This is a genomic window from Asticcacaulis sp. AC460, from assembly GCF_000495795.1.
In the GTDB taxonomy this organism is placed as follows: Bacteria; Pseudomonadota; Alphaproteobacteria; order Caulobacterales; family Caulobacteraceae; genus Asticcacaulis.
In genome coordinates, this window is the sequence record NZ_AWGD01000016.1 from 90,856 (window position 1) to 108,455 (window position 17,600).

Genomic DNA, 17,600 nt, shown 5'->3' on the forward strand with positions numbered 1-17,600 from the left:
AGGGCATCCCGAAAAGTGTAACGCACTTTTCGGATAAAGATGCCCGTCAGAAAAATTTAGAGCGCCGATCCGACCCTATCGGATCGAAACGCGCTCTAAAGACTCTTGGCGTTACACACAGACCTTTGTAGACTAAGCGATATGAAGACCTATCCGCCGCCCACCCTGTCCGGCCTGCTGACGTCCGGCGCATCCTTAAGCGAGCTGGATTCCCGCGCCCGCGATATCTTCCGCCATGTCGTCGAAGCCTATCTCGAAACCGGCGAGCCGGTCGGGTCACGCACCCTGTCCAAGGGTGGGGTCCACCTGTCGCCGGCCTCGATCCGCAACACCATGCAGGACCTGAGCGCGCTGGGCCTGCTGTCGGCGCCGCACACCAGCAGCGGCCGGATGCCGACCCACCAGGGCCTGCGTCTGTTCGTCGACGGCCTGCTCGAAGTCGGCGACATCAGCGACGACGACAAACGTGAGATCGAAGCGCGCCTGACCGCCGGCGGACGCACCTTCGACGCCGCCCTGCGCGAAGCCTCCAATCTTCTGTCGGGCCTGGCCGGCGGCGCCGGTCTGGTCACCACACCGTCGCTGGAAGCCGGCGTCAAGCACGTCGAATTCGTCGCCCTCAGCACCGAACAGACCCTGGCCGTCCTGGTCTTCGACGACGGCCGGGTCGAAAACCGCCTGATGCCGGTCCAGGCCGGCATGACGCCGTCGGTGCTGTCGGAAGCTTCGAATTATCTCAATACTCGTCTGAAGGGGCGCTCCCTCAGCGAAGCGCGACTTCAGCTCAAGACCGAACTGGACCAGGAACGCCTGCGCCTGAACGAAACCGCGGCGACTTTGATCGAGGCCGGCCTGGCCGCCTGGTCGGGCGGCGCCGATGAAAAACGGGCCCTGATCGTCCGCGGCCAGGCCAATCTGCTTCAGGCTTCGGCGCTCGAAGACCTGGAACGCGTGCGGTCCCTGTTCGAGGATCTGGAGCAGAAGGAAGAGCTGATCGACCTGCTGGACGACGTGCGCCAGGCCCAGGGGGTGAGAATTTTCATCGGATCGGAATCGAAACTGTTTTCTTTGTCGGGTTCGGCTGTTATTGCAGCGCCGTACATGGTGTCGCCCCGGGCGGGAGGACCCAAGGTCATGGGTGCGATCGGCGTGATCGGCCCGGCCCGGTTGAATTACGCCCGGATCATCCCACTTGTGGACTACACCGCGAAATTGCTGGGCCGCATGCTCGACTGAGCGCGCCCGTTTTGTAACGAGAGAGCTATGACTGACGAAACCGAAGTTCCCGAAGGCGCCGCCGAGGGCGATATCCCAGAGAACTTGAATCCGTCGCTGAAGGCGGCCTTTGACAAGCTGAGCGAAGAAAACGCCGCGCTGAAGGAACAGGCGCTGCGTTACGCCGCCGAAGCCGAGAACACCAAGCGCCGCGCCGAGCGTGAGGCCAATGACGCCCGCGCCTTCGGCATCCAGCGCTTCGCCACCAGCCTGCTGGGCGTCGCCGACGTGCTGCAACGCGCCCTGTCGTCGGTACCGGGCGAGATCGCCGATCCGGCGTTCAAGAACTTCGTCGACGGCATCGCCATGACCGAGCGTGAGCTGGCCGGCGCCTTCGACAAGAACGGCATCAAGAAGATCAGCCCGCTGAAGGGCGACAAGTTCGATCCGCACCTGCACCAGGCGGTGATGGAGCAGCCCTCGACCGAGGTCGAAGGCGGCGCTGTCCTGTTCGTCATGCAGGCGGGTTATGAGCTGTTCGGCCGGGTGATTCGTCCGGCGATGGTGGCGGTGGCGGCCAAGACGGCGGCGGCGCCTGCTCAGAAGAACGGCTACGACTCCGGCGCCGGCGAGGCCACCGGCGAAGCGGTCAACACCCAGGCCGAATAAGATCGGTTGACGCTGCAACTTTCCGTTTCTAACACTGGGCGCTTCAATATCTGTTGAGGCGCCCATGTTTTATCGTACCCTGCTGTCCGTATCCGCTGCCCTGGCGGTCGTCTCCGCACCCGCGTTCGCAGCGGAACCCTGGGTGGTCAAGCAGGAGTGGGTCAGCGCCCATGAGAACTTCCTGGCTTCCGAAGCGCTTGAGGGCCGCACCTCGGCCACCCGCGACGAGGCCATCGCCGCCGCCTATATTGCTGCGCAGTTCGAGAGCTTCGGCCTGAAGCCTGCCCCCGGCATGACCTCCTATATCCAGACCGCGGCCATCGATCATCCCGAACTGGATGGCAAGGCGCGCCTGACGGCCGGCGGGGTCGACGTCACACAAGACCAGGGCCTGACGCTGTACTATTCCCATGGCCAGACCATCACCGGCAAGATCGCCGTCGCCAAAAGCAGCGACCCGGCCCAGATGCCTGACGGCGATATCCTGGTCATCACGCCCGACGCCAAGTTCACCCTGGGCGCCTGGTGGCGGGCCGCGATGCAAAAGGGTGTGAAGCTGCTGATCGTGCGCGAAAGCGACGACACCAAAAAGCGCATGGAAGGCATCGGCGGCGAGACCATAGTGCCGGCGCGCCTGGTCGAACAGCCGGTCGAAAAGCCCCGAGCCGATGTCGCCTTCGTGGCAGCAGACGCCTTCGACAAGCTGGCCAAGGCGAACGGCCAGGATGTGACCTTCGCGGTCGGTCAGGTCAAGAAACCGCAACAGATCACCAGCAATGCCATCGGCTGGCTGCAGGGGTCGGACCCTTCCGCCGGCGTGATCCTGATTTCGGCCCACCTGGACGCGATCGGCGCCCATGACGGCAAGGTGGTGCTGGGCGCCAATGACGACGCCTCAGGCGTGACGGCGGTGCTGGAACTGGCACGGGCGCTGTCGGCCGGCGGTCAGCCGAAACGCAGCGTGATGTTCGTGGCTTACGGGTCGGAAGAGATCGGCCTGCTGGGCTCGCAGTATTTCGCCATGAAGCCGCCGGTACCGCTGGAGAGCATCATCTCCAATCTGGAAATCGAGATGATCGGCCAGCAGGATCCGAAAATGCCGGCCGGAGTGATGATGATGACGGGCTTCGACCGTTCGGACTTCGGCGAATCCCTGAAAGCCAAGGGCGCGCTGATTGCACCGGACATCTATCCGGAACAGAACTTCTTCGAGCGTTCGGACAATTACCAGCTGGCCCTGCAAGGGATCGTGGCGCACACGGTGTCGGGCTGGGCGGTGACACCGACCTACCACTCACCGGACGACAATGTCGCCAACCTGAACCTGCCCTTTATGACCCAGGCCATCCAGTCGCTGGTTGAGCCGGTGAAATGGTTGGCCAATGGCGACTATACGCCGAAGTGGAAAGAGGGCGGACGACCGAAGTAAGCGCCGACGACTAATGGGGTGAAGGGGCCTGAGGCCCCTTCGTCTTCTCTTCACAAACAAAAAGGCGCTCCCCGAAGTGGGGGCGCCCTTTTTGTTTGTAAGGAAAGGCGAGGTGTCGCGGACCCCTCGACCCCATTGCACGACAGCGCTTACTCGGCCACCAACTCCCTCCGCGTCTTCAGCAACTCCCGGGTAAAATCCGAACTCTTGTTCAGTGCCGCCTCGAGATTCGCCCGTTCCTCTGCTGTCAGATACCGGTAATGTTCCGACGCTTTCAACCGGAAGATCTCGGCCTGGGTGTCGTCGAACTTCTTGATGGCTACATTGAGCAGCCGCACCAGTTCCTTTGTGCTGTTCTCATAGGTAATCGCCTCGCCGCGATCAGCGGCCGCCTGCATGAAATCCTTGGCCGCCTGCCAGGCATCGCCGGCGTCGTTAAAGCTGCGCACCGTCGACTGGTAGGCCTGGCGCGCCGCCTGGCGGGCGGCGTCCTCGTTTTTCTGCGCCCGTGCTGCGTCGGCCTGAGCCGTCACCGCGCCACTTCCGGCACGGCTGGCCAGATAAGCATTGCCCTTCGCGCCCGCCGGATCGTCGACCAAAAGCTGCTTATGCTTGGCGTCGGCCTCCGCCGTCCGCCCTTCAAAGTCGAGCATGCGGATGATATCGGCCCGCACCGTCGTATTTCCCGGTTCGACGGCAATGATCCGCTCCAGGTCGGCCCGCGCCAGAGCCCATTGCTTCTGCACGTAATACAGCCTGGCGCGTCCGCTCAGCGCGTCGGTATTATTCGGTTGATATTGCAGGACGAAATTGAAGTCTTTCAAGGCCGCATCGGGTTTATCCAAATTCACCAGCAGGTCGCCGCGCACGACGTAGAAACGCATATCGTTGGGTGTTAAGGCGATGGCGGCGTTATATTCCGCCAGCGCTTCGACCCTGAGCTTGGCCCGTACAAACAGCTGTCCGCGGACATGGTGGATCGTCGCCCGGTCCAGATCCGATGGCCCGGAGGCAACATCGGCCTTGCTCACCTCTTCCCACGCCAAAGGATACAGCCGCGGGTCGGTAAAATTGAGCAGGCTGCGGGCGCGGAACAGGTGCGCTTCCCAATTGCCGGGCTCCAGCGCCAGGGCGCGCGTCGCCAGATAGCTAACCATGGCCACATTGCGCCGCGACCCGGCCATATCCAGCATGCCGGCATCTTTCAGAAGCTGATCCGCATTGCGCGGCTTCAAGACCGCGCCGTCACGGGCATCGGTCTGGCCGCCATCGCGCAGGTTCTGCAACTGACGCCGGTGGGCATTGAACTGGCCACGCAGATTGCCGTCGGCCTCCTCGATCGTCAGGCGCAGCTCCAGCGCCGGAATATAGGCCGGGTCGCATTGCAGGGCGGCATGGACGTCGCGATAAGCCTCATAGGCCTTGCCCTTCTCGAACTGCTTACGTGCCGCCTCCGTCTTTCCAGCCGCCGAGCCCTTGCAACCGCCGAAAACGCCGTCCTTGAACATCCGCGCGCCGTAGCCCCAGGCGGTATTGGCGTCCTGACTGGCGGCGGCCTTGAAATCCGAGGCGGCCTGGTCGCTATGGCCCAAAAAGGCGTGGCACTCGCCCCGCTTGACGTAGGACTCCGCCCCGAAGGCATAAGGGTGATTGATCCGGCGTTCGCGATCGTAAAAGGTGACGCAGGCCGCGTAATCGCCGGCGAGATAGGCGTTCAACCCAGCCTTCGACTGAGTCGAATAGCTGTCGGGATAGGCCTTTGACGCGATCTCGAAATACGGCACGGCCAGGGTGAAATAGCCTTGGCCAGACAGCTTTTCCGCCAAGGCCCAGGCGGCCATGCCGTTGTCCGGCACGACCGTCAGGATATCGACCATAAAGCTGTAGTCGCGCGCCGTACCGGCGTAGTTCGACAGGGCGTTGACATTCGCGACGACGTTCGGCTCGAACGACAGCAGGGTCAGCAGGACGGTTTCCGGGTCCTGAGCGCCGTTGTAACTTTTGACCTGGTCCTGGATAAAGGCGATACGGCCGGCTTCGATCTTGTCGGCGCTGTACACATCCGGTGTCGAGGCGGCCTTCGCCGGCAAGCTGCCGGCCACGGCCAGTGCCGTCAGGCACGCCAGGATAAATTTGCGCATGAAAGCTCCCGCCCGGATAACGGCGATAGCTTAGAGCCTCCGGTTACCGGCGGCAAGGCGCCATGCGTTACAAATCCTGTCATAGGTACTTCGTGAACCACGCCACCGCCTTCGCCCACCCGGCCTTGGCCTGCTCGGCGTTATAACTCGGCCGGTAATCGGCGTGGAAACCGTTGCTCGTTCCCGGCAGCACCTCGATATGCGACGGCGTCATCCGTGCCGCGGCCAGGGCATCGTTCATCCGCTGGATCGAAGCCGGCGGAATATTGCCGTCATGCTCGGCATAGAGCCCCAGCACAGGCCGGTTCAGCGATCCGGAGATATCGACCGGCCAGGGCCGATCGTCCCCACCCATGAACTGTTCCGGTGCCGGTTTTTCCAGACGCCCGTACCAGGCGACGCCAGCCTTGATCACCGGCATGGTCGCCGCCGCCATCCACACCACCGCGCCGCCCCACGCAAATCCCGTGATTCCGACGGCGTCCATATCGGCAAAGCCCTTGTCGCCTAACACTTTCTTTGCCTGGCCGATATCCGGCCGACTATCCAACCACATGGTTGCGGCCTTCAGGTCGCCCATCACCTGCTTGTAACTGGCCGCCTCCACCAAAGCCTTGACCGTCTCGAACTCCTGGGCCGTGGCGGCATTGCCCTTACGTGCAAACAGGTCGAGGGCCAGGGCGCAATAGCCTTCGCGCGCCCATCGCCGGCAGATATCGCGGATATGGTCGTGCAGTCCGAACACTTCGGACACGACCAGGATGACCTTATATTGACCCTTCTTCGCCGGCATGGCGATATAGCCGGGAATTCGGTAACCGCCGTCGTCCCCCAGCGGCGGGATCTGCACATCCTTGATAAACAAGCCATCACTAGGCGTCGCAATAGCCTGTGCTCGGGCCCCACCCAGCGCATACGGCGCCAAAACCAGACCGGACACGCCCATCGCCACCAGGCTTCGGCGGTTGACACGGAGGTCGGCCATGGTCATCTCCTGAACAGCTTGTCCCTGTTGCGCCTTGTACGCTTTTACACGTCCAAGGCAAGTTTGGTCTTGGCGGCACAACCAATGCCCCTAAAAAAATTGCGTCATCCCTTGAAGGACCCACAGCCTTCACCATATCGGCTACAGCTTTCGAGCACCTGGCCACAACCGGGGACTTGAAATTTCGTTTGTATTCATCTTAACGGGGATGGACAAACGCGGCGCTTGATTTCAAAAGGCCGCAACGACCATTCGCCTCAACGGAGCAGATTTAACACCCATGGCTAAAATCATCGGTATCGATTTAGGGACGACCAATTCCTGTGTGGCCGTCATGGACGGCAAAAACCCCAAGGTCATCGAAAACGCCGAAGGCGTCCGCACGACCCCGTCGGTGGTCGCCATTGTCGATGACAGCGAGCGCCTGGTCGGTCAGCCTGCCAAGCGTCAGGCCGTCACCAACCCCGGCAACACCTTCTTCGCCATCAAGCGCCTGATCGGCCGCGCCTACACGGATCCGATGGTCCAGAAGGACAAGGGCATGGTGCCCTACGAAATCACCAAGGGTCCCAATGGCGACGCCTGGGTCCGCGCCCACGGCAAGGACTACAGCCCGCAGCAGATCTCGGCCTTCATCCTGCAAAAGATGAAGGAAGACGCCGAAGCCTATCTGGGCGAAACCGTCACGCAAGCCGTCATCACCGTCCCGGCCTACTTCAACGACGCCCAGCGTCAGGCCACCAAGGACGCCGGCAAGATCGCCGGCCTGGAAGTGCTGCGCATCATCAACGAGCCGACCGCGGCCGCCCTGGCCTACGGTCTCGACAAGGACACCAACAAGAAGATCGCCGTCTACGACCTGGGTGGCGGTACCTTCGACGTCTCGATCCTGGAAATCGGCGACGGCGTCTTCGAAGTGAAGTCGACCAACGGCGACACCTTCCTGGGCGGTGAAGACTTCGACATGCGTATCGTCGATTACCTGGCCGACGAGTTCAAGAAAGAGAACGGCGTCGATCTGCGTTCCGACAAGCTGGCCCTGCAACGCCTCAAGGAAGAGGCGGAAAAGGCCAAGAAGGAACTGTCGACGGTCGCCCAGTACGACCTGAACCTGCCGTTCATCTCGATGAACGCCTCGGGCCCGCTGCACCTGAACCTGAAGATGACCCGCGCCAAGCTGGAAAGCCTGGTCGAGGACCTGATCACCAAGACGATCGGGCCCTGTCAGCAGGCCCTCAAGGACGCCGGCCTGAAGGCTTCGGACATCGACGAAGTGGTCCTGGTCGGCGGCATGACCCGCATGCCCAAGGTCCAGGACGCCGTGAAGACCTTCTTCGGCCGCGAGCCGCACAAGGGCGTCAACCCGGATGAAGTCGTCGCCCTGGGCGCCGCCATCCAGGCCGGCGTTCTGCAAGGCGACGTCAAGGACGTCCTGCTGCTCGACGTCACCCCGCTGACGCTCGGCATCGAGACCCTGGGTGGTGTCTTCACCCCGCTGATCGAACGCAACACCACCATCCCGACCAAGAAGTCCCAGGTCTTCTCGACCGCCGACGACAACCAGTCGGCCGTGACGATCCGCTGCTTCCAGGGCGAACGCCCGATGGCCGGCGACAACAAGCTGCTGGGTCAGTTCGACCTGACCGGTATCCCGCCCGCACCGCGCGGCGTGCCGCAGATCGAAGTCACCTTCGACATCGACGCCAATGGCATCGTCCACGTCAATGCCAAGGACAAGGCGACCAACAAGGAGCACTCGATCCGTATCCAGGCCAATGGCGGCCTGTCGGATAACGACATCGAGGACATGATCAAGCAAGCCGAGGCCAACAAGGGCGAAGACGAGAAGCGCAAGGCGCTGATCGAAGCCCGCAACCACGCCGACGCTCTGATCCACTCGACCGAAAAATCGCTGAAGGAATTCGGCGACAAGGTCGGCGCTCCGGAGAAGACGGCGATCGAAACCGCCCTGGCCGACCTTAAGGCGGCCAAGGACGGCGAAGACGCCGAAGACATCCGCACCAAGACCAATGCTCTGGCCCAGGCGTCGATGAAGCTGGGCGAGGCCATGTACGGCCAGTCCGGTGGTGACGACGACGGCGATGGCCCCGGCGCCCGCGCCGAGGATGACGGCGTCGTCGACGCCGACTTCGAGGAAGTCGACGACTCCAAGAAGAGCGCCTAAGGCAAAAGAATGGACGCCCCGCTTACCCTTTCGGATGTAAACGGGGCGTCCACTTCCCTGCCCTGGCCGGCGAGTGGATTTGACTCCCTGCCGTCCCTGCATCACAAGATCACATCAACAAGTCGACATCAGGCCGTAAAGCCGGTAACGCGCGTGAAAGCACTTTCGCGTAGCGTCTGGCTGACATCGGGGCGTTAAGCATGAGCAAGCGTTGTTATTACGAGGTTCTGGGTGTTGAGCGCACCGCCGATGAGGCGTCGCTCAAGGCCGCCTTCCGCAAGAAGGCGATGGAACACCATCCCGACCGCAACCAGGGTGACGCCGGCGCTGAAACGCGCTTCAAAGAGGTCAACGAGGCCTATGGCGTCCTGTCCGACGGCCAGAAGCGCGCCGCCTACGACCGCTACGGCCATGCCGGCATGAACGGCCAGTCCGCAGGTGGCGGCGGCTTCCACGGCAATTCCCAGGGCTTCTCCAATGTCGAGGACATCTTCTCCGAGATGTTCGGCGATATCTTCGGCCAGCAGCGCCGCCCATCCGGTCCGCAGCGCGGCTCCGACGTCCGTTTCGACTACGAGATTTCCCTCGAGCAGGCCTATAAGGGCGCCGAGGTCGAGATCACCGTCCCCACCACCTTTACCTGCGAGTCGTGCAAGGGCTCGGGCGCCAAGGCCGGCACCAAGCCGTCGACCTGCATGACCTGCGGCGGCCAGGGCCGCGTGCGCACCTCCAACGGTTTCTTCGCGGTCGAACGCAGTTGCCCGGCCTGTAACGGCCAGGGCAGCGTGATCAAGGACCCGTGCCCGGATTGCCGCGGCCACGGCCAGGTCCGCCAGAACAAGACCATGAAGGTCAACATCCCGGCCGGCGTCGATGACGGCGCACGCATCCTGCTGCGCGGCGAAGGCCAGGCCGGTGGCAAGGGCGGCCCCAAGGGCGACCTGTATATCTTCCTGAGCGTCGCCGATCACGAAATTTTCGAGCGCGACGGCCTGGACCTGCATTGCTCGATCCCGGTGCCGATGACGACGGCCATCCTGGGCGGCGTGCTGGAAGTGCCGTGCCTGATGGGCGGCCAGAACTGCGACGGTCAGTGCAAGCTGGAGGTTACGGTTCCGGAAGGCGCCCAGACCAACCATAAGGTCAAGCTGAAGGGCCGCGGCATGCCGGGCCTGAATTCGAAGCAGAAGGGCGATCTGATCGTCGAGCTGTTCGTCGAGACGCCGAAGCACCTGAATCCGCGCCAGAAGGAGCTGATGAAGGAGTTCGCGGCGATTTCGGAGGCGCAGTCCTATGCGCAATCCCAGGGCTTCATGCACAAGGCCCGCCGTTTCTGGGACGACATCACCGGCGCGGCAGCCCAATAAGGGCCGGATTGGAAAATAAAAAAGCAGGTTCGGAGATTCGTCTTGACCTGACGGTGACTTGCCCTATCGGTCGAAACCCGGATTTCGAGGAGACTTCGATCATGGCCGCACCCGTCACCCGTTTTGCCATTAACGGCTACAAGGGCCGCATGGGCGTGGCCGTGGCAAAAGTGCTGGATCAGGCCAAACATCCAGTTTCCGCGAAGTATGAAAAGGGCGACATGTTCGACCTGACGCGCACCGACGCGGTGATCGACTTTTCGTCCCCCGAAGCGTCTCTGTCCCTGCTCGAAGCCTGCGCCGGCGAAGGCCTGGCGCGTCCGCGTCCCCTGGTCCATGTTATCGGCTCCACTGGCTTTACGCCGGAACAGCGCGACGAACTGATTCGCTTTGCCGACGAGGTGGTGATCATCCAGTCGGGAAATTTTTCCTTAGGCGTCAATCTGTTAATGGGCCTGCTGAAGCAGGCCGCCGCCCGCTTGGCCGCCGAAGATTGGGACATCGAGATCGTCGAGGCCCACCACAGGCGAAAGGTCGACGCCCCGTCAGGCACGGCCCTGATGCTGGGCGAGGCGGCGGCCTACGGCCGTAACGTCCGCCTGGACGAGGTCAAGGTGGCAGCGCGTGACGGAATTACCGCCGCGCGGCGGGCGGGCGATATCGGCTTTTCGGTGATCCGTGGCGGCGGCATTGTCGGTGAACACAGCGCCGTGCTGGCGTCGGAGGACGAGATCCTGACTTTGTCGCACTCGGCGCGGGACCGTACGCTGTTTGCCCGCGGCGCTATCCAGGCCGCTTTGTGGGGCCGCACCCAAAAAGCCGGCTTCTACGACATGCAGGATGTGCTGGGGCTTTAAGCCTATTCGACGTCGCTGCCGTCACCATACTCGATCAAATCCGCCGGCTCGCAATGCAGCGCTCGGCACAGCGCATCCAAGGTCTTCAACCGCAACGCCATGGCCTTCTGGTCGCGTAATATCTCCAGGTCCCGCACGGAAATCCCCGTCCGGTCCGACAGTTCCACGATCGACAACCGCCGCCGCGCCAGTATCTCAGCAATTTTAATCCGAATGGCCATGGTCAGATCGTCAAATCCGCTTCGCGGCGCAACCGGGCGCCTTCCTTGAACACCTCGGCCAGCACGAACACCACCAGCACCGAGAACCAGGTCGTCACCGCCCGCAAGCCATAGACCGGCTCAAAATGGAGCTGGAACATGCCCTCGGCGAACAGCCGCACGACATAGCCGAACACTTCCAGTCCCCCCAAGCCGAACCCGATCCAGCGCAAACGGCGGGTGTTGTCGCGATGGAAGACATCGCCCTCGGCCAGGGTCTGGAACACCTGGCGCGTCCAGCGCATGATCATCAGATACCCAGTCAGCGACAAGGCCACGGCGAGGAACATCGCCGCCTGGGAACCGGCGCTCAGGGCCGTGTTGATGTTCATCTGGCGGACGACTTCGGCGGCGATATTGGGCACCACCAGCACGCAGATCGCCGCCAGCACGAAGATGAAGATGATGGCGAACAGCCCGAAATAGACGACGTCGAGCGCCGTCTTCAGCAGGCTGGAAATTGACCGCGGCCCGAGAAATCGCATGGACAGACCCTTTTCACGAACTTTCCTTTTCCCAAGTTCCCGGCGAAAAAACAACCTTTTCATTTGAACCCAATGGGATACAAGGCACGCCATGAGCCTCTCCCTGATCCCCGGTCAGAAACTGATCGCCGCCACTCACAATCCCGGCAAGGCGCGGGAGATTTCCGCGCTGCTGGACGGTCGTTTCGAGATCCTGACCGCCGCATCGCTGAACCTGCCGGAACCCGACGAGACCGAGGTCAGCTTTATCGGCAACGCCATCCTGAAAGCCCGCCACGCCGCCACCCGGGCCGGCATGACGGCGCTGGCCGACGATTCCGGCCTGAGCATTGCCGCGCTGAACGGCGATCCCGGCGTCTACAGCGCGCGCTGGGCCGGTCCCGACAAGGACTTTACCCGCGCCGGCGAGGTCATTGGCCATAAGCTGCGCAAGGCGCGCGAAGAGCTGGGCGACGCCTTTACCTTGAAGGCCTGGTTCACCTGCGCCCTGGCTGTGGCCTGGCCGGAAGGCCCGGCGGCGGTCTTTGAAGGCGTGATCCACGGCGAGATCGTTTTGCCCGGCCGTGGCGACAAGGGCTTCGGCTACGACCCGATCTTCCGTCCGGACGGTTACGACGTGACCTTCGGCGAGATGGACCCTGAGGCCAAGGACGCCATCAGCCACCGCCATCTGGCCTTCGAACAACTGCGGGCGGCCCTGTTTTGAGCACCCCGCCGGTCGCGCTTTACGTCCACTGGCCCTACTGTTCGCGTATCTGTCCCTATTGCGATTTCAACGTCACGCGCGATCGCGGCCAGGCTTCCCAGCGCACCCTGTTTGACGCCATCCTGACCGACCTGAAAACCCAGGCAGCCCTCACCGGCCCCCGCCACCTGGTCAGCCTCTTTTTCGGCGGCGGCACCCCGTCCCTTTTGCCACCCGACTGGACCGCCGAGCTGATCACCACAGCGAAACAGCTCTTTCCGTCCACGGACGATATCGAAATTACCCTGGAAGCCAACCCGACCGACGCCGAAATCGCCCGCTATCGCGGTTTCCGCGACGCAGGCATCAACCGGCTGTCCCTTGGCGTCCAATCCCTCAATGACGAAGCGCTGAAATTCCTCGGCCGCAACCATTCCGCCCGCGAAGCCATCACCGGCATCGAAGTCGCCCAATCCGTATTCGGACGGGTCTCACTCGACCTGATCTATGCCCGCCCCGGCCAAGCCACGACAGACTGGCGCGACGAACTGACCCGTGCAGCCGCACTCGGCATCGAACATATCTCGCCCTATCAACTGACGATCGAACAGACCACCACTTTCGGCCGGGCTGTGCGCCGTGGCCTGTGGTCACCGCCCGATCAGGACTTGGCCGAAGCCTTCTATTTCGAAACCCAGGACACCCTGGAAGGCCTCGGCTTCGAAGCCTACGAAGTCTCCAACCACGCCCGCGGACCCAGGGCCCAGGCGATGCACAATATCCATATCTGGCGCGGTGTCGACTATATCGGTATCGGCCCCGGCGCCCACGGCCGCCTGACCCTGAACGGCGTGCGCCACGCCACTACCGCCCTGTCAGACTTGAAAGCCTACACCGCCCGCGTCTACGACAACGGCATCGGCCACGACAGCGAGGACTTCACACCCCTCGAAACCGAAGAAGAAGCCGCCATGCTAGGACTGCGCATGGCTGAGGGCGTGGCGCTGAACCGCTTCATCCTCCTGGATTTGCCGGCCAAAGCCGTCCCTTTGATCGAGGATGGATTCATGGACCTGACCCCGACCCACCTGCGCGCCACGCCGAAAGGTCGCGTCCTGCTTGACAGACTATTGCTTGAGCTTTTGTCCTAAGAGATTATTAGTTTGCTTACTTCTCCCGCCCCGTTTACGGGGAGGGGGGACCGCGAAGCGGTGGGAGGGGCTTACCGTCAGTGGAATTACCCCTTCCGTCTCATGGCTTCGCCATGATCCACCTCCCCCGTAAACAGGGGAGGAGAAGTATTTCACATCTTCTCAATCGGCCCATGGAATCCCTGTTCGCTCCACCGCCCAAACCCGTCAGCCCCGGCCTCTACATCGTGGCCACGCCGATCGGGAACCTGCGCGACATCACCCTGCGCGCGCTGGACGTGCTGCGCGCCGCCGATGTTGTCCTGGCCGAGGACACGCGCGTCGCCGCCAAACTGCTCTCCGCCTACGACCTGAAAAAAAAGCTGATCCGCTACGACGACCACGCTGGTCCGCAGGTCGTACCCGAAATCCTCGATCGCCTGCGCAGCGGCCAGATCATCGCCCAGATTTCCGACGCCGGCACGCCGCTGATCTCCGACCCCGGCTTCCGCCTGGTCGAAGCCGCCCGCGACGCCGGCGCCGCCATCCACCCGATCCCAGGCGCCAGCAGCGTCCTGGCGGCTTTATGTCTAGCCGGACTACCGACCGATCGCTTCATGTTCGCCGGCTTCATGCCGGTCAAATCGGGCGCCCGCCAGACTTTCTTAAGCGAGTTCGTCAGCCTACGGACGACCCTGGTTTTCTTCGAAACCGGCCCCAGAGTCCACGATGCCCTGACCGACATGGCGGCCGTGCTCGGCGACCGTGACGCCTGCGTCTGCCGCGAACTGACCAAGCTCTACGAGACCGGACACCGCGGCACGCTCTCTAACCTGGCCGCCGACCCCAAGCTTCAGGAACCCAAGGGCGAGATCGTCATCGTCGTCGCCCCTCCGGCCGAAGAAAAACCATCGGCCGAGTCGCTTGAAGACGCCCTGAAACTGGCCTTGGAGCACTACTCACCGTCGGATGCCGCCAAACAACTGGCCGATGTCTTTGGCCTGCCGCGCAAGGTGATCTACCAGAAGGCCCTGGAGCTGAAAGGCAAATGAACCGCAGTCTCCGGGGTCTCAAGGCACGTAAATCCGGCCGCCTGGCCGAATATGTCGCCATGATCCACCTGATGCTGAAAGGCTACCGCATCCTCGGTTTCCGTCTGAAAACCCCGCAAGGCGAGATCGACATCCTGGCGCGCAAGGGCAGCCGCTTGGCCGTCATCGAGGTCAAGCAGCGCCAACTGCACGAGGACGCCGCCATCGCCGTCTCCTCGCTCCAGCAGCACCGCCTGTGGCAGGCCGGCCTGGCCCTGCAGCAGACCCGGCCGTCGTTGCGCCATCTCGACCTCAGCATCGACCTCTACACGGTGGCGCCGGGCCGATGGCCGGTGCACATCATCAACGCTTTCGAGACCATCGAACGCTTTTGAGCTTGCGCTGCCGCACCTCACGCCACATATCACGGCGGAACAGCACAGGAAGCCGCCATGACCCTACGCGTTGCCGTCCAGATGGATCCGATCGAGAAGATCAACATCGCCTCGGACACCACCTTCCTGCTGATGATGGCGGCCCAGGATCGCGGCCATGAACTCTGGGTCTACGAACCGCAGCACCTGACCCTGGAAGACGGCCGTGTCTCGGCCCGCGGGCGCAAGGTCACCCTGCGTCCCGTCAAGGGCAACCACGTCACGGCCGGCGATTATCAAAAGCTCGATCTCCTCGACGATATCGACGTCGTCCTGATGCGCCAGGATCCGCCCTTTGACATCGCCTACATCACCGCCACCTATTTTCTCGAAACCATCCACCCGAAGACCCTGGTGGTCAACAACCCGACCTCGGTCCGCGATGCGCCGGAGAAGCTGCTGGCCACCCGTTTCGAAGGCCTGCAACCGCCTACCATCGTCTCGTCGGACTTCGAAGCGCTGAACGAGTTTTTCGAGCGCCACGGCGATTGTATCCTGAAACCCCTGCACGGCGCCGCCGGCAACGGCATCATCAAGCTGAAGGCTGGTGACCGCAACCTCGACTCCCTGGTTGAGCTGTTCGGAAATATCAGCCGCGAACCGGTCATCCTGCAGAAGTTCATCCCGGCGGTCAGCGCCGGCGACAAGCGCATCATCCTGATCGACGGTGAAATCGCCGGCGGCATCAACCGCGTCCCGGCCGAAGGCGGCATCCGCTCGAACCTGCGCGTCGGCGGCCGTGCCGAGCCCCTGGTCCTGACCGACCGCGATCGCGAAATCTGCGAACGGCTGAAACCCGTCCTGAAAGAGAAGGAACTTATGTTCGTCGGCATCGACGTCATCGGCGACTACTTGACCGAAATCAACGTCACCTCACCCACGGGCGCGGTACAGCTCAAGGCCTTCGAGGGCATCGATGTCGGGGTGACGCTTTGGGAACGGATTGAGGCCAAACGGGCCTCGTGAAGACCGGCGTTACCGTCGCAAAAGTGTTAATAATCCGTATCTTGCGGAAATTTGACGAACGCTAAAAACCGTGTTTTCGGTTTTGTTTGCATTTTGTTCTTGATTTGTCTCAAACTCTGCCTTAGCTTGTGGATAATTTCGCATGCGTACCCTAGGTCTAGAGTTTTTCCCCCATCAGGAACACAAGATATGCCCGCCAGGATCACCACCGTCGCTTTCGAAGGGGCAGAAGCGCGACGGGTTGAAGCCGAGGTGGTGCTGACCAAGGGACCGGTCGCCTTCTCGGTCGTTGGCCTCGGTGACAAGGCCGTAGCCGAAAGCCGCGAACGCGTCCGCGGCGCCTTTGCCGGTGTCGGCCTTTCGCTGCCCGGCGGCAAACGCATCGTCGCCAACCTGTCGCCGGCCGATCTGCCCAAGGAAGGCACCCATTTCGACTTGCCCATCGCCTTGGCCATGTTGATCGTCATGGGCGTCCTTCCGGAGGATGCGCTCAACGACTATGTCGTCATCGGCGAACTGAAGCTGGACGGCAGCATCGCACCGGTGGCTGGCGCCTTGCCCGCCGCGATCGCCGCCTCCGGTTTCGGCATGGGCCTGATCTGTCCCCACGACAACGGCCCCGAAGCCGCCTGGGCCGGCGATTGCAAAATCCTTGCGCCGCGCTCCATCATCGCCCTGATCAACCACTTCAAGGGCCATTTTGTGCTGGAAGCCCCGGTGCGCGGCGAACGCGCCGCGCCTGCCAAGGTCAAGGATCTGAACGAGGTCAAGGGCCAGGAGGTGCCGAAACGCGCTCTGGAAATCGCTGCGGCCGGCGGTCACAACCTGCTCTTCGTCGGTCCGCCGGGTTCCGGCAAGTCGATGCTGGCCCAGCGCCTGCCGGGTATCCTGCCATCTATGTCGAACCTCGAACTGCTGGAAACCTCGCAGGTCTGGTCGATGGCCGGGCTGATCGCGCGCGGCGAACTGACCAATGAGCGACCGTTTCGGGCGCCGCACCATTCCGCGTCCATGGCCGCCCTGACCGGCGGCGGTACGCGGGCAAAACCAGGAGAAATGTCACTGGCGCACAATGGCGTGCTGTTCCTGGACGAACTGCCCGAATTCTCGCCACAAGCCCTCGACTCGCTGCGCCAACCGCTGGAAACCAACGAGATCGTCGTCGCCCGCGCCAATCACCACATCAAGTACCCGGCCCGGGTCCAGTTGGTGGCTGCGATGAATCCGTGCAAATGCGGCCATGGTGGTGTCGGCCGGGGCTCCTGCGGCAAGGCGCCGCGCTGCCTCAAGGACTATCAGGGCCGAGTGTCGGGACCGTTGATGGATCGCATCGACCTGCAGATCGACGTTCCGGCGGTCACCGCCATGGATATGGCCTTGCCGGCACCGGCCGAAGGCACCCGTGAAGTCCGCGCCCGCGTCGAAGCCGCCCGCCAGCTTCAGGCGCAGCGCGCCCACCGCCTGGACCTCGCGCCCGGCAATGCGCTGAACGCCACCGCCCACGGTGCGGGCCTTGAACAGATCTGTGATCTGGACCCCACCGCCAAGGCGTTGATGACCCAGGCGGCGCAGCAGACTGGCCTTTCGGCGCGCGGCTGGACGCGCACCCTGCGGCTGGCGCGGACCATTGCCGATCTGGAATTGTCGGGATCCGTTTTGCGCCGCCATGTCGCCGAAGCCCTGGTCTATCGCCGGACGGGGCCGATGAATGAGGATGCCGCCAGGACGACATTCGCTGCCACCTGATGCGAGGTTGTCCGG

General features: G+C 62.8%; 16 protein-coding genes. 12 read left to right on the forward strand and 4 right to left on the reverse strand.

Translation table 11 applies throughout. The features are described 5' to 3' along the window. The first annotated feature begins 141 nt into the window (after window positions 1-141). From hrcA to ABAC460_RS33965, 3 genes are all read left to right on the forward strand, one after another. Window positions 142-1,236, forward strand: a complete 1,095-nt coding sequence (gene hrcA, locus ABAC460_RS33955; RefSeq protein ID WP_023453124.1) for a heat-inducible transcriptional repressor HrcA — start codon at window positions 142-144, stop codon at window positions 1,234-1,236. Between the two features lie 27 nt (window positions 1,237-1,263). Further along, a complete protein-coding gene (gene grpE / locus ABAC460_RS33960; protein WP_023453125.1) occupies window positions 1,264-1,884 on the forward strand; it encodes a nucleotide exchange factor GrpE in 621 nt (206 codons plus the stop codon). Between the two features lie 64 nt (window positions 1,885-1,948). After that, window positions 1,949-3,313 (forward strand): M28 family metallopeptidase, encoded by a 1,365-nt coding sequence (locus ABAC460_RS33965; protein ID WP_023453126.1) that lies wholly within the window; start codon window positions 1,949-1,951, stop codon window positions 3,311-3,313. A gap of 149 nt (window positions 3,314-3,462) precedes the next feature. Here the strand turns inward: ABAC460_RS33965 and ABAC460_RS33970 are convergent, their stop codons facing one another. Together ABAC460_RS33970 and ABAC460_RS33975 are read right to left on the reverse strand one after the other, a co-directional pair. Next, on the reverse strand, window positions 3,463-5,454 hold the full coding sequence (locus tag ABAC460_RS33970; RefSeq protein WP_023453127.1) for a tetratricopeptide repeat protein: 1,992 nt from the start codon (window positions 5,452-5,454) through the stop codon (window positions 3,463-3,465). A 79-nt stretch (window positions 5,455-5,533) separates the two neighbouring features. Further along, window positions 5,534-6,439, reverse strand: coding sequence for a dienelactone hydrolase family protein (locus ABAC460_RS33975; protein WP_023453128.1), 906 nt, complete (start codon window positions 6,437-6,439; stop codon window positions 5,534-5,536). Between the two features lie 280 nt (window positions 6,440-6,719). On the opposite strand from ABAC460_RS33975, the gene dnaK reads away from it, so the two are divergent. From dnaK to dapB, 3 genes are all read left to right on the forward strand, one after another. Then, complete coding sequence (gene dnaK, locus ABAC460_RS33980) at window positions 6,720-8,624, forward strand: molecular chaperone DnaK (RefSeq protein ID WP_023453129.1); 1,905 nt, start codon at window positions 6,720-6,722, stop codon at window positions 8,622-8,624. A 200-nt stretch (window positions 8,625-8,824) separates the two neighbouring features. Further along, the gene (dnaJ, locus tag ABAC460_RS33985) at window positions 8,825-9,991 is read left to right on the forward strand and encodes a molecular chaperone DnaJ (protein WP_023453130.1); all 1,167 of its coding nucleotides are present in this window, start codon (window positions 8,825-8,827) and stop codon (window positions 9,989-9,991) included. Between the two features lie 101 nt (window positions 9,992-10,092). Beyond that, window positions 10,093-10,848: a 4-hydroxy-tetrahydrodipicolinate reductase gene (dapB, locus tag ABAC460_RS33990; protein WP_023453131.1), complete on the forward strand. Its 756-nt coding sequence runs from the start codon at window positions 10,093-10,095 to the stop codon at window positions 10,846-10,848. A gap of 2 nt (window positions 10,849-10,850) precedes the next feature. Here dapB and ABAC460_RS33995 read toward each other — a convergent pair whose 3' ends face one another. After that, the gene (locus ABAC460_RS33995; RefSeq protein WP_023453132.1) at window positions 10,851-11,069 is read right to left on the reverse strand and encodes a helix-turn-helix domain-containing protein; all 219 of its coding nucleotides are present in this window, start codon (window positions 11,067-11,069) and stop codon (window positions 10,851-10,853) included. A 2-nt stretch (window positions 11,070-11,071) separates the two neighbouring features. Then, window positions 11,072-11,593, reverse strand: coding sequence for a DUF2975 domain-containing protein (locus ABAC460_RS34000; RefSeq protein ID WP_023453133.1), 522 nt, complete (start codon window positions 11,591-11,593; stop codon window positions 11,072-11,074). Window positions 11,594-11,684: 91 nt separating this feature from the next. Here ABAC460_RS34000 and rdgB point away from each other — a divergent pair, with 91 nt between their 5' ends. The 6 genes from rdgB (at window position 11,685) to ABAC460_RS34030 (ending at window position 17,585) form a co-directional block, all read left to right on the forward strand. After that, window positions 11,685-12,299, forward strand: coding sequence for an RdgB/HAM1 family non-canonical purine NTP pyrophosphatase (rdgB, locus tag ABAC460_RS34005; protein WP_023453134.1), 615 nt, complete (start codon window positions 11,685-11,687; stop codon window positions 12,297-12,299). After that, a complete protein-coding gene (gene hemW, locus ABAC460_RS34010; protein WP_023453135.1) occupies window positions 12,296-13,429 on the forward strand; it encodes a radical SAM family heme chaperone HemW in 1,134 nt (377 codons plus the stop codon). The genes rdgB and hemW overlap by 4 nt, the downstream gene beginning before the upstream one ends. 173 nt (window positions 13,430-13,602) lie before the next feature. After that, a complete protein-coding gene (gene rsmI / locus ABAC460_RS34015; protein ID WP_023453136.1) occupies window positions 13,603-14,460 on the forward strand; it encodes a 16S rRNA (cytidine(1402)-2'-O)-methyltransferase in 858 nt (285 codons plus the stop codon). Continuing rightward, window positions 14,457-14,834, forward strand: coding sequence for a YraN family protein (locus ABAC460_RS34020; protein WP_023453137.1), 378 nt, complete (start codon window positions 14,457-14,459; stop codon window positions 14,832-14,834). Before rsmI ends, ABAC460_RS34020 begins: the two co-directional genes overlap by 4 nt. Window positions 14,835-14,891: 57 nt before the next feature. After that, window positions 14,892-15,839, forward strand: a complete 948-nt coding sequence (gene gshB, locus ABAC460_RS34025; protein ID WP_023453138.1) for a glutathione synthase — start codon at window positions 14,892-14,894, stop codon at window positions 15,837-15,839. Window positions 15,840-16,028: 189 nt separating this feature from the next. Further along, window positions 16,029-17,585, forward strand: coding sequence for a YifB family Mg chelatase-like AAA ATPase (locus ABAC460_RS34030; RefSeq protein WP_023453139.1), 1,557 nt, complete (start codon window positions 16,029-16,031; stop codon window positions 17,583-17,585). Window positions 17,586-17,600 lie beyond the last annotated feature (15 nt).

Coding starts and splice junctions, on each gene's coding strand:
- hrcA (WP_023453124.1), top strand. CDS start 142: ATGAAGACCTATCCGCCGCCCACCCTGTCCGGCCTGCTGACGTCCGGC.
- grpE (WP_023453125.1), top strand. CDS start 1,264: ATGACTGACGAAACCGAAGTTCCCGAAGGCGCCGCCGAGGGCGATATC.
- ABAC460_RS33965 (WP_023453126.1), top strand. CDS start 1,949: ATGTTTTATCGTACCCTGCTGTCCGTATCCGCTGCCCTGGCGGTCGTC.
- ABAC460_RS33970 (WP_023453127.1), bottom strand. CDS start 5,454: ATGCGCAAATTTATCCTGGCGTGCCTGACGGCACTGGCCGTGGCCGGC.
- ABAC460_RS33975 (WP_023453128.1), bottom strand. CDS start 6,439: ATGGCCGACCTCCGTGTCAACCGCCGAAGCCTGGTGGCGATGGGCGTG.
- dnaK (WP_023453129.1), top strand. CDS start 6,720: ATGGCTAAAATCATCGGTATCGATTTAGGGACGACCAATTCCTGTGTG.
- dnaJ (WP_023453130.1), top strand. CDS start 8,825: ATGAGCAAGCGTTGTTATTACGAGGTTCTGGGTGTTGAGCGCACCGCC.
- dapB (WP_023453131.1), top strand. CDS start 10,093: ATGGCCGCACCCGTCACCCGTTTTGCCATTAACGGCTACAAGGGCCGC.
- ABAC460_RS33995 (WP_023453132.1), bottom strand. CDS start 11,069: ATGGCCATTCGGATTAAAATTGCTGAGATACTGGCGCGGCGGCGGTTG.
- ABAC460_RS34000 (WP_023453133.1), bottom strand. CDS start 11,593: ATGCGATTTCTCGGGCCGCGGTCAATTTCCAGCCTGCTGAAGACGGCG.
- rdgB (WP_023453134.1), top strand. CDS start 11,685: ATGAGCCTCTCCCTGATCCCCGGTCAGAAACTGATCGCCGCCACTCAC.
- rsmI (WP_023453136.1), top strand. CDS start 13,603: ATGGAATCCCTGTTCGCTCCACCGCCCAAACCCGTCAGCCCCGGCCTC.
- ABAC460_RS34020 (WP_023453137.1), top strand. CDS start 14,457: ATGAACCGCAGTCTCCGGGGTCTCAAGGCACGTAAATCCGGCCGCCTG.
- gshB (WP_023453138.1), top strand. CDS start 14,892: ATGACCCTACGCGTTGCCGTCCAGATGGATCCGATCGAGAAGATCAAC.
- ABAC460_RS34030 (WP_023453139.1), top strand. CDS start 16,029: ATGCCCGCCAGGATCACCACCGTCGCTTTCGAAGGGGCAGAAGCGCGA.